5 protein-coding genes are annotated in these 12,513 nt (G+C 33.7%); 1 reads left to right on the forward strand and 4 read right to left on the reverse strand.

Annotated elements, in window-relative coordinates; all coding sequences use genetic code 11:
• Positions 1-9 precede the first annotated feature (9 nt).
• The 4 genes from Q428_RS01590 to Q428_RS01605 form a co-directional block, all read right to left on the reverse strand.
• Positions 10-1,692, reverse strand: coding sequence for a formate--tetrahydrofolate ligase (locus Q428_RS01590; RefSeq protein ID WP_035377563.1), 1,683 nt, complete (start codon positions 1,690-1,692; stop codon positions 10-12).
• 182 nt (positions 1,693-1,874) lie between these two features.
• Positions 1,875-2,936 (reverse strand): TolB family protein, encoded by a 1,062-nt coding sequence (locus Q428_RS01595; protein ID WP_035377565.1) that lies wholly within the window; start codon positions 2,934-2,936, stop codon positions 1,875-1,877.
• Between the two features lie 57 nt (positions 2,937-2,993).
• Positions 2,994-3,896 (reverse strand): polysaccharide deacetylase family protein, encoded by a 903-nt coding sequence (locus tag Q428_RS01600; RefSeq protein ID WP_051514805.1) that lies wholly within the window; start codon positions 3,894-3,896, stop codon positions 2,994-2,996.
• Positions 3,897-3,987: 91 nt separating this feature from the next.
• Complete coding sequence (locus tag Q428_RS01605) at positions 3,988-5,124, reverse strand: clostripain-related cysteine peptidase (protein ID WP_035377567.1); 1,137 nt, start codon at positions 5,122-5,124, stop codon at positions 3,988-3,990.
• A 128-nt stretch (positions 5,125-5,252) separates the two neighbouring features.
• Here Q428_RS01605 and Q428_RS01610 point away from each other — a divergent pair, with 128 nt between their 5' ends.
• Complete coding sequence (locus Q428_RS01610) at positions 5,253-12,485, forward strand: DUF11 domain-containing protein (RefSeq protein WP_035377569.1); 7,233 nt, start codon at positions 5,253-5,255, stop codon at positions 12,483-12,485.
• The last annotated feature ends 28 nt before the right edge of the window (positions 12,486-12,513 follow it).

The following is a 12,513-nucleotide window of genomic DNA, read 5'->3' on the forward strand; positions in this document are numbered from 1 at the left end:
ATAGCTGGTTTAGAATAATCCTGTTATCTTTCCATTTTCATCTATATCTATATTGTTTGCTGCTGGAACCTTTGGAAGTCCTGGCATTGTCATTATATCGCCAGTTAAACATACAATAAATCCTGCACCTGCTGATACCCTGACTTCTTTAACTGTAATATCAAATCCACTTGGTGCACCAAGAAGTTCTGGATTATCTGATAATGAATATTGAGTCTTAGCCATACATATTGGAAGCTTGTCAAGTCCTAACTCTTCAAGTTTTTTAATTTCCTTTTGTGCCTTTGGACTAAACACTGCTCCATTACCACCATAAATTTCTCTCACTATTGTATTAACCTTCTCTGGTATAGAAGCTTCCATATCATATAATGGTTTGTAACTTGACTCTTCTCTTTCAATAAGGTTAACAAGTGTGTGAGCCATATCCACACCACCTTCTCCTCCTCTGCCCCAACATTCGTTAAGGGCAACGTCAACACCATATTCCTTACATTTTTTAATCAATAGTTCAATTTCTGCTTCTGTGTCACTGACAAATTTATTAACAGCCACCATTACCGGTAAACCAAACTTTCTTATGTTTTCAACCTGCTTAGCAAGGTTTGCAAATCCCTTATCAAGAGCCTGTAAATTCTCTGAAGCAAGGTCTGTTTTCTTTACACCTCCATGCATCTTAAGGGCTCTTATTGTTGCAACTACAACAACAGCTGCAGGTTTTAAACCTCCATATCTGCATTTGATATTTAAGAATTTTTCTGCCCCAAGATCTGCTCCAAAACCTGCCTCAGTTATTAAATACTCTCCAAGCTTTAATCCAAGTCTAGTTGCAAGTATTGAGTTACATCCATGGGCTATGTTTGCAAATGGTCCGCCATGAACAAGGGCTGGTGTATTTTCCAATGTCTGAACAAGGTTTGGTTTTATTGCATCCTTCATTAACATCGTCATTGCACCATGAACACCAAGATCCTTTGCTGTTACTGGCTTACCTTCATATGTATAGGCAACAACCATCCTTCCAAATCTTTCCTTCATATCCATTAAGCTTGTTGACAAGCAAAGAACAGCCATAACCTCTGATGCAACTGTTATCATAAATCCATCCTGTCTAACAAATCCATTTGCCTTGCCCCCAAGACCTACAACAACATCCCTTAGAGCTCTGTCATTCATATCCAGAACCCTTTTCCAAACTATTTGTCTTGCATCTATATTCAGCTGGTTCCCATGGTTGATATGATTATCTATTGCAGCTGATAAAAGATTATTAGCAGTTGTAATTGCATGCATATCCCCTGTGAAATGTAAATTTATATCTTCCATAGGAACAACCTGGGCATATCCACCACCTGCTGCTCCCCCCTTAACTCCAAAAACCGGTCCTAATGAGGGTTCTCTTAAAGCTATAACAGCCTTTTTACCTATTTTATTAAGTGCCTGGCCAAGACCAACAGTTGTTGTTGATTTCCCTTCTCCTGCTGGTGTTGGGCTGATTGCAGTAACTAAAACTAATTTCCCATCCTCTTTCTCCTTTAATCTGTTTAAAATGTCCAAGGAAATTTTAGCTTTGTATTTCCCATACATTTCTAGTTCTTCATCTTCAATTCCCCATTCCATTGCTAAATCAGCTATTGGTTTCATCTTAGCCTGTTGTGCTATTTCAATATCACTTGGTACCTTAACTTCCATTGCCTACACCCCTTATCCGATTTATCTTTCTATTACCATTATAATAATACACCGTCGCTAAAACGTCTATTTTTTATAATTTTAAGAATTTTAAAAATAGACGATAAATTAAATAAGTAATACAACTCTCATTTTTCAATAAAATATAAACTTTACAAAAATCCTGACCTTTTTTGAGTTTATTATTTTTCTATGAAGTATAAAAGATTTATACATCTTGAGTAGACACGCTCTTGAAAAAATTCAACCACCTTAATTGTTTTCTTGGTCTCTATGTTTTTAATATATATCTCCTGCATTTTAGTATCCCTTTTGTAGTCAGCATATAAAATATGCTTCCCATCCTTTGTAAAAGAGGGTATATAGCCATAGCCTACATTTTCTGTTTTATCATTTTCAAGATTAGATAGTTTTATAATTGTATTACCCTTATCTCCTAATGTAACATAAAGTATTTTTTTACTATCAGGAGACCAGCTTATGCTGCCTCCATAAACTCCATCTTCAACATTGATTTCCTTTATTTCAGAGTTGGATAAATTGATGATATATAGATTATAATTGCCCCTTCTGTCACTTAAAAAGGTTATAAATTTTCCATTTGGGGCTGCCACTGCATTTATATCATTTGAACTAGAGTTTATAAGTCTTGTTTCTATCTTATCATTAAAAGAATATGAGTGAATTTGAAATACGGTTTCAAGCTCTCCCGGTAGTCTCTTTGAATATAAAATTGTGTCCTCATTTAAAAAACTTATATGTTTTATTTCCCCTGACAATCCATCAATTCTTTCTATATTATTTGTTTGCAAGTCTAACAAAAAAACATACTTACTGTTTGAACCCTTTTTATGTGCTAAAAATACAGCTTTATTCCTTTCAGGCGAAAACTCTGGCTGAGAATCCAAGATGTAGTTTTCAGCTAACAAAATGTTTTCTTTTTTATTTACATCTAATAAGTAAATCCCTTCAGAAGTATCATTTTCTGTAAAAAATATTATTTTATCCATCTTTCCCCTTGCAAATTCATATCTTTTATCAAAAAGCATCCTCCTGTTTTTTCTGTCCACATCAATTTTATTAATTTCTCCTGAAGCATTGGCAATTCCATATATCACTTCACCTTCAATACTGGAAAATTCTTCAGAACCAGCCTCCATATCCTTGGATGTTTTCATCTGTATGTACATAGGTATAATCAAAAGAAGGGCTATGAGAAATATTAATATTCTACTTTTTTTCATAAAAACAACCTCCTACAAGGATTATTTCCTGAGGAGGTTAAATTTAAACTGTTATATTTAATTTTTAAATTTTAAGGCTGGTGAAGTCTCTGTCAACACCCTGAATTCATATCCCATAGCTTTTAATTGTTTTATTATTTCTGGTACTGCCTCAGCAGTTGTAGTTCTGACTTCGCTATCGTGAAACAGTATGACAGCCCTCTTTTTATTTTTTACTCCCTGCACAACGTCTCTGACTATTGCAGCTGCTGGCTTAACTCCGCTGACACAATCACCGGCACTTACATTCCAGTCATAATATTCATAGCCATCATTTATCATTTCATCACATAATTCCTTCATATATGTCTTTTTATTTGAATATCTTCTACTTACAAGATTGTTGGAACCACCTGGAAACCTCATGATTCTAGGCTCAAATCCTATAACACTGTTTAGTAGCTTCCCAAGCCTTTCTGTATCTTCCTTGTAAGCATCAATAGATTTATAAATTTTAGAATATCTATGACTGTAACTATGATTTCCTATGGCATGTCCTTCATCTACTATTCTTCTATATAGACTTTTACCATATTCAGTATCATTTCCTATAACGAAAAAAGTAGCTTTCACATTAAATTCCTTTAAAGTATCAAGTATTCTCTCTGTATTATGGCTTGGACCATCATCAAAGGTTAAATATACTACTTTTTTATTTAAATCCACTTTCTCCTTTGGCTTGTCCAGATGATGGCTAGCATTGTCCTCCTTTATTTTTTCTTCCTTTTCCTTCTCAACAGTATCCTCAACATGTATTGGTTGCTTATCCACCTTAACTTCTGTGTTTTGTACTGGTTTATTGGGAACTGCAAAGGTATTGCCGCTTGGCATCAGTTTTTTGATTTCTAAAAATAGTACTGCACAAATTGTTAAAGAAATAATACTGCAAATAATTGTTAAAACCTTAATCCTGTTGTTCATCTTAGCACCCTCTATTCTAAAATTGCATTTTTATTATAACATATCTAAGGCTCTTTAGGTTACAGAAGAGTTAAAATTCTTTACTCTTTCTTTATACATGTAAAGTATTATTTTTACTAAAATTCCACCCTTTTTCTTTAATTAAATTGTTTAATATGCTAACACCTTCCTTTATACTGATATCCGGATTTAAGGATAAAATAAGTCCTAGTAAACTGGAATATGATAGCTTTTGTGGTTTGAATTTCTCTTTATTACTGCTTTTAAAATTGTGGTTATTACTTATTAAATCTATCCAATTATTATTGGTGTAAAATGAAAGATTAAAATTAAAACTATCTATTTCATCTATATGAAAGTTTAATATTTCTATTCCCTTTGCATCCTTGGATTTGCTTAAAATGATTTTATTTATTTCCCTATATATGTTTTCTAGCCCTATTTCTCTTTTCACATCTTCTATATTCTTGTATCCCTTATTTAGCATATCTTTTGCAAACCCGTCACAATAGCTTTTTATTTTCTTAAGTTTAAATCTATTCATATCTACTATCAGCATATTTTCAAAATTCAATTTATCAAGTACCACAGAACTGTGGCTTGTTAACTCCTTTAGATTACTGATAAAGTTAAGATAATCGATTCCTCTGAAATCCCCTTCACCATCATACATTAAAACCTTATTTACATTACTTTTTTGATTTAATTCATAAAGTATTTCAATATAATTCATATAACACATATCTAAAAACAACAAATCTAAACTCTTTTTTGTCTCTGACAATGCTAAGCCAATAGAACTGCACATGTCATCAATTGACATTAAATAGGGATTATCCAAAGTAAAGTCTGTAATGCCACCAAGAATTGAGAAACCATGGGAAGCTATTACAAGAATGTTTTTCCTAGAATTCGATAATTCAAGTCCCCATGATATAAAATTATTAAGCTCTTTGGGATTAGCCATATTAACTGTCCCTAAATCATACTCCCTTATCTTACCATTATAAATATGATATCTTTTAACTCCATTCCAGTTATCATATTTAGTATCGAAGAATTCATATGGTCTGATGATTTTTATGAATTCTCTCTTTTCCCTACCCAGTTCAATAAAAATTTCAACATCACTACTCAAACTATTCTTTATTCTATTAAAGGAATTATATATTTCCGGTTCTATTTCGTTATTACCATCTAAATAAAAAAGAACACTGATACTTTTCATTTTCTATCCTCAAAACTTAATATATAATCTATTATATGAAATTATTTGTAAAAATTTCGTGTGACTTACATCAAAATTAAATTAATTGAATAATATAATATGTATCAATATTTTTTTAGGAGGAAAGTATGGCACTGTCTCCATCCCAATTTGTTGTAAATATGTTGCCGCAACCTTTAAAAATTGTTGTTGGAAAAACTTCTACTTTAAACCTCACCTTTTCAAACACAAGCCTCATAGATAGAGGATATAACCTATACTTTGAACTTACTATACCAGATGGCTTTTCATTTCAATCAAGCAGCGTATCTCCTACAGAAGTTATATCTAATCTAGATGGTACTATCACTGTAAAGTGGGTTAATGTTAAAGACCTTGCTCCTAATGAACTAAATTACAAAGTATCTGTTGAAATAAAATCAGATGAATCCTATAGAAGCACATCACTTCCTGTTCCTTTTGATATACCAGTACCAAATCTAAACCTAACTGCAAAGGTTGATACACTTCCTAGAGGAAACGATGATCCCGGTAATGTAGAGATTATAAAAAGCATTACAAATAATATAATTCCATTAAGATATAACCTGATTAAAAAAGGTCCTGGAAAAATGCCAAAGGGTGCAGGACTTATTCCAACTCCAAATCCACTTTGGCCATTCACCTACACCTTAATACTTGATAACAACACTCGTGAATCATCTAACATAACATTGATTGATAATCTACCAAATGGAATTAGATATTTAAACAACATTACTGCAACAGGGCCTAATGCATCAAGCTTTTTAGCACCAACAGTTACAACCCCAACACCTTCTCCAAACTGTAAAAACTATACGATAATAAATTGGGGAAACAAGATACTTTCAGCAAATAGTACGAACATAATAAACTTTGATACGGCAATATGGGACAAATATACTACAGGCTGCACCGAAAATTCTGGACAAAAAATACCACATGATACTCAATTAATTAACACAGCTATACTTGATGGTCTATCTGGTCCTGTAACTGCAACTTTAACTACTATTGCAAAGGATATAACAATAGATAAATCTATATTAGGTTCCTCAATCACAGATGTAGGTCTTATTACAAATTACAAACTTGATTATAAGGTAAACCAATATGACAATGTAAATAACATTATAATTGTAGATATAATCCCTGACGGAATGGAATATGTTTCAGGTTCTGCCACTCCTTCTCCTTCAACAATTACAGTTAATCCTAATGGAACAACAACCCTGACATGGACTTTAGGTACCCTATCAACTGGTACAACAGGGACAGTTACATTCCAAGCATTAACAAAAGCTACCTATATTAACGGCAATCCTGTTGCATCAAATGATAGCTTAACCAATCAATCAAATGTAAATGGCATAAACTCAAACACACTTTGGCAGACACCTGACAGTTCTTCTGTAACTTCATCTATAAAAAAGCCTTTTATTGATAAACAAATTATTGGATATTATTACAAGGATGGCACTGCAAAACCTTATTCCGTTGCATCACCTGGTGACTTGGTAGAATTTTTTATAGAATACAACGCATCAGATTTAAATGCAACACAACTAAACATCGAAATAGACGATTATGCCCCATATAACATGGGACCTTTACCACCATCACCTGTTATTTATGGTGGTAATGTATCAGGTCCATTTTCACCCTATACTGTTTCTCCCAATGGATTTAGGTGGTCTTTAGGTAATTTATCTGGCGGCTCAATTTGGACTGCAACATTTAAAATACCTGTTTTAAATATACCTCTTAATGCTATAAAAAATAATCTTGCTAAGCTTGCAGGAAGAAACAGTCTAAACCTATCCTATAGTGACAGAGACCAAGTTATAGTTAATTTTGGTACACCAAATATTGAATTTGATAAATCTGTTACAGGTCCTGATGTAAATGCAATTAAGGCGGGAGAAATCTACACCTATACCATCACTATAAAAAACACTCAAACAATTGATAACCTAACAACCGATGCCTTTATGATGACTTTAACAGATGTTATTCCAACAGGTCTTTTATATAATGGCAACTTTTCTGTTACAGGCACAGGAATTTACGACACTCCAACCTTTGTTGGGCAAAATGTTTCAATGCTAATAAGAAAGCTTGCACCTGGAGATAGCCTGACATTTAGCTATGATGTTTTGGTTACAAACTCAGTTGTAAGCGGACAGCTTTATATAAACAAAGCTATCTTAACAAGACCTTATTCACAAATGGATATGTCCTATCAATATCCTGGAGACCCATTTGAAGATTCTACAGTATTAAAAACTGAAAGGCTAAAAATAATAAAAACAATTAATCCTGTATTTGTAAAGGTTGGAGATATCGCAACCTATATACTTGAAGTTACTGTTCCTAAAGGAACTATAGCATATAATGTTAAGGTTACAGACACATTTAAAATACCTGAACAGGTTTATGCAGGAAATGCAACCCTTAATGGAATCCCAATTGTACCAACAGTTACACCACCAAATGTAGTTTTCCCGACTATTCCTATTGTAGATGCAACAGTCAGTGAAGTTAAACTCCTCTACTCATTTGATATTAGGGTTGTTTCTGCTGCACATGTATCACCATTTAGTGAAAACCAACCAGATACTGCAAAGGTTGAATGGCAGATTGACACCTTAGGAACCCCTGCAATTCCTGAGACAACAACTAAAAACCTAATAGTTAAAACTCCTAATATCATTGCGACAAAAGAACAAAGAAACTACACCCTAAATGGAACATTTAGAACTGTTGATTTAAGTTTCAATGTGGGAAATATAATTGAATATAGAATTACTGTAACAAATAACGGACTTGAAACAGCCTATAACACAGTTGTTACAGACGTATTAAATCCACTTTTAAACTTTGTTCCTTTAAGCTTCAATGCAACATTAGGAACTCCCGTATATTCAGCAGGTACAATAACTTGGACTATTCCTGAGCTTCCACTTGGTCAATCAGCTACACTAACCTTCAGAGTTGAGACTTTACCAGGCTTTGCAGCAAACTCATCTACTTCAAATAAAGCAACATTTGTTTATAACACCAACAACAATGGCTATGGAGTAGAATACAGCGGCAACTCCAATACAGTTAACCTTATTGCACCAAACTTAACACTAGTAAAAACTGCATCCCTTCTACAGGCAGAAATAGGTGATGATATAGAATACACCTTAACCGTTACAATACCTTATGGAGTTTATGTGTATTCACTAAGGCCAAGGGATACTCTACCAACAGGACAAAACTATATTGGACCTGCAACAAGACAGCAGGATGACGGTCCTATAAATACTGTTACTCCAACTGTTGTAGGTCAGGTGGTACCCTTCCCAACGGAGCCAGACCTTTACTCATACCCAAATCCTATAACAATTAAATATAGATTTATTGCAAGAGTAATAAGCGGAAACCTTACTCCACCATACACCCAAACTCAGCAAAATCAATCTAGAATAGACTGGGCACTTGTATCAGGAGGACCTTTAATCAGAAATAGAACCTCTAACTTAAATATAACTGTTAGAACCCCAAATATTGTAGTTATTAAAGAACAAAAAAACTTTACCCAAGGTGGAAGCTACACTCAAGATGCTATCTTCTCAAATCCTGATGATACAATATACTATAGAATAACTATTAACTCAAAGGGTGCATCACCTGCCTATAATATAAACCTCAGTGATATTTTAGACCCTAATTTACAATTTGTTTCGATTATAGGTGCATCGGCAGGAACAGCATCCTATTCATCAGGTCCACCTGAAACAGTTAGTTGGAATATACCTGTATTGAATAATGGTTCTTCTGCAACACTTGAATTTTCTGTTAAAATAAAATCTCCAATTGCAGCATCAAACTCAATAACAAATAAAGGAACCTCAACCTATGATTCAAACGATGTAAATCCTGTAACCTATAATGCAGATTCAAACACCACAAGAATATATATACCTGCTCTAATTGTCACTAAAGGGGCTCTACCAACACCTGCAAAAATAGGAGATGAAATAACCTACACCATAACAATCCCTATTCCTGAAAATATTATTGCCTATAATTTGTTGTTAACTGATGTTTTTCCATCAAAGCAGGAATATGTATTAGGTAGCTTTACACGAAATACTCTTCCTGCTACTCCAACAGTTGTAGGAAATACACTAACCTATCAAGAATCAGCTCCTATTTTAGGTCCTACAACCCTTGTATACACCTTTAAAACTATTGTTAAAGAAGGAAAAACAATATCTCCTTATACAGAGATGCAAAGAAACAATGTATCGATAAAATGGAACTTAACTGAAGGTGGTCAACCTGCACCTGTTGTTTCAACATTTGTTGATGTGGAAGTTAGAAGTCCTTATATAAAAATTGAAAAGTGGCAAAAAAACGTAACAAAGGGTGGGGACTTTACTAAAAATCCTCTACTTGATATAGAAGCTGGCGATGAAATACACTACAAACTAACAATTTCAAACCATGGTTTGGCAGATGCCTTTAACATCATAACAACAGATATACTTTCAAGTTATCTGACATACAATGCTGTTGTTCCACCTCCACCCGCAGGTACTGTAACTCACATTGCTGGTACAGTTACTTGGACTGAATCTACTTTAACAGTTGGTGAAACAAAAACACTTATATTATCATGCACAGTAAACTCAATTCCAACACCAGGTGAAGCTGTTGAAAACTTTGCAGAAAGTTTATACGATACAAATACAGTAAATCCATTAACTTTAGGCCCTGTTAAATCAAATATAGTAACCTTTAACTATGCCTATCCCGAAGTTACAAAAGCAGTTAATAAATTATCTGCACTTGTGGGTGAAGAAATTGAGTATACCATAAATGTAACTGTCCCATTGGGAATAAAAATATATGATGTGACGTTAAATGATATACTACCAACTGAACAAAGCTATGTTCCACTTACTTTAACTAAAAATGGCATCAATTTAGGCGCTGCTACTCTAACCTTCCCTGTTGAATCCGAAATAGATGCCTCAGCAGCAGAAGTTAATATAGAATACAAGTTCAGAGCAAAGGTAAACAGCATCACAGCTCCTCCTCAACAAGGACAAATAAATACAGTTACACTTGATTGGAAATATACCGAAACTGGTCCAAGTGGACCACAACAAACAGCAACCTCAACTATTTATGTATCAACTGCAGATTTAATACTAACTAAATCTCAGAAAAACGTAACAACATCACCTCTTAGTCCATTTACTACAGATGATATATATGTAAATGTCGGAAATTTAATATATTATGAGTTAAAGGTTTATAATCCAAATAGCTATACACTAGTTAATGTAGTTGCTACAGAAACAATCAATTCATTATTATCTTATATAGGATTAGCATCAATTGATATAGGAACTTTAACAGTTGATTCAAATAACCTACAATGGACTATACCATCAATTCCTGCAAATACTGAATACAAAGCAGTTATTGCACTGACTGTTGATTCTGGAGGACTTACAGGGCAAAGAATTTCAAATAAGTTTGATGCAACATTCAGCATACAAGGTGCAACTCCTATTGTTAGCTATGGCCCTAAAAACTCAAATACAGTTTATGCTGTTTTAGGTGAACTTTCAGTTCTAAAGTATGCATCAAGTGATAGTTTTAAAGTTGGTGAAATAATAACTTACTTTATTGAAATAACCGTGCCATATGGAACAGTCGCAAAAAATATAATTATAAAAGATACCCTACCTTCTAAACAAACTTATTTAGGTCCTGCAAAATATGACTCTGTAAACTTAGTTCCAAGTTTCTCAAATGGATATATTATATTTACAATTCCACTAATTGATGCAACTCTAGAGCAAAAGAAAATAACAATAACCTTCCCTGCAAGGGTGATTGATGGAAACAACTCAGAACCTTATTTAGAAACACAAAGAAATATTGTTAAGGTAAGAAGTGAAATAGATGAAGAAGGAACCCTAAGCCCAGAAAAAGAAGGATATGTAGACGTTGAAGTAACAAGGCCATATGTTTTTATTACAAAAACTCAAAGAAATATTACACAAGGATTAGGTTATACTACAGATACAATACCTGTTCTAGCCGATGATATACTTGAGTTTAGATTAACTGTCCACAATTTTGGTTCATCAACTGCATATAACATTATTGTTGAAGACATTATATCCCCTTATCTTGAATATACAGGTTATTATGATGCAGCTATAGGAACAGTAAATTATCTACCTCTAATTAGAAAAATAGAATGGAAAATTGATGAACTACCTATAAATACAGTAAAATCTATGGTATTCAGGGTTAAAGTAGTAGGAGGTATTCCTGCAGGTGGATCTTCTTTTAATAAAGCAAGCTTCATATATTCCACAAATAGCATAACTCCAATCACCTACCCTAAGGAAGATACAAATGAAGTTGTTCAAAAATTCCCTGATATTGAAGTAAGCAAAACTGCAGATATTTATTATACCGTTGTGGGAACTATTATAAGATATACTGTCACATTTAAACTTCCAAAGGGCACAAGCATAGTAAATGGACAGTTTACTGATATACTTCCTATTGGTCAGACCTATGTTGGAAATGCAACATTAATGGGGCAGCCAATAGAACCTGTTTTAGTTGAAGCTCAGAAGGTTGTATTTCCTGTTGTTCCTTACGCCTACGCTGAAGAAGATGAATATTATAATTATGAATTTGATGTGCTAATTACAAGTGCTAATCCAAATCCTACTACCTTGATTGATAGTCAAACTAATGCTGCCTATGGAGACTGGTATCTAAAACCCGAAGAAATCGGCCCTGGAATACAAACATTGAGAAATATTTACGTTAATAATTCAAATATCACTTTAACTAAGGAACAGAGAAATAAATCTAAGGAGGGACAGTTTACAACTGATGATATTATAGGTGCCCTTGGACAATCAGTTGAATATAAACTTGTGATAACAAACAGCGGTCCAAACCCCATATACTCAGTTGAGGCACTGGACGTTTTAAGCAGTGATTTAAAATTTATAGAAGTTATCTACGCAGATGGAACAATAACCCATTCCGGTGAACCCAGCAATGGGACGGTCAACATTAGTTTGGACTCTATAAATGTAGGAGAATCCAAAACTTTTATATTTAAAGTACAGATTCTAAGACGCAGCCAAGGTAAGATTGAAAACAAGGCTAATCTTACATTTAAACTTTCACCTGAATCTGAGATAATTTTTGAAGGAGTCGAATCCAATACTGTGGTAATAAACAACAAAGCTTCTGGAAGCCGCGGAGTATCCTTAGAAAAGATTCTTAAGCTCACTAACTAACTAAAATAAGGCTGTGGCATTAGCTTTT

Source organism: Fervidicella metallireducens AeB (genome assembly GCF_000601455.1).
Taxonomy (GTDB): Bacteria; Bacillota; Clostridia; order Clostridiales; family Caloramatoraceae; genus Fervidicella; species Fervidicella metallireducens.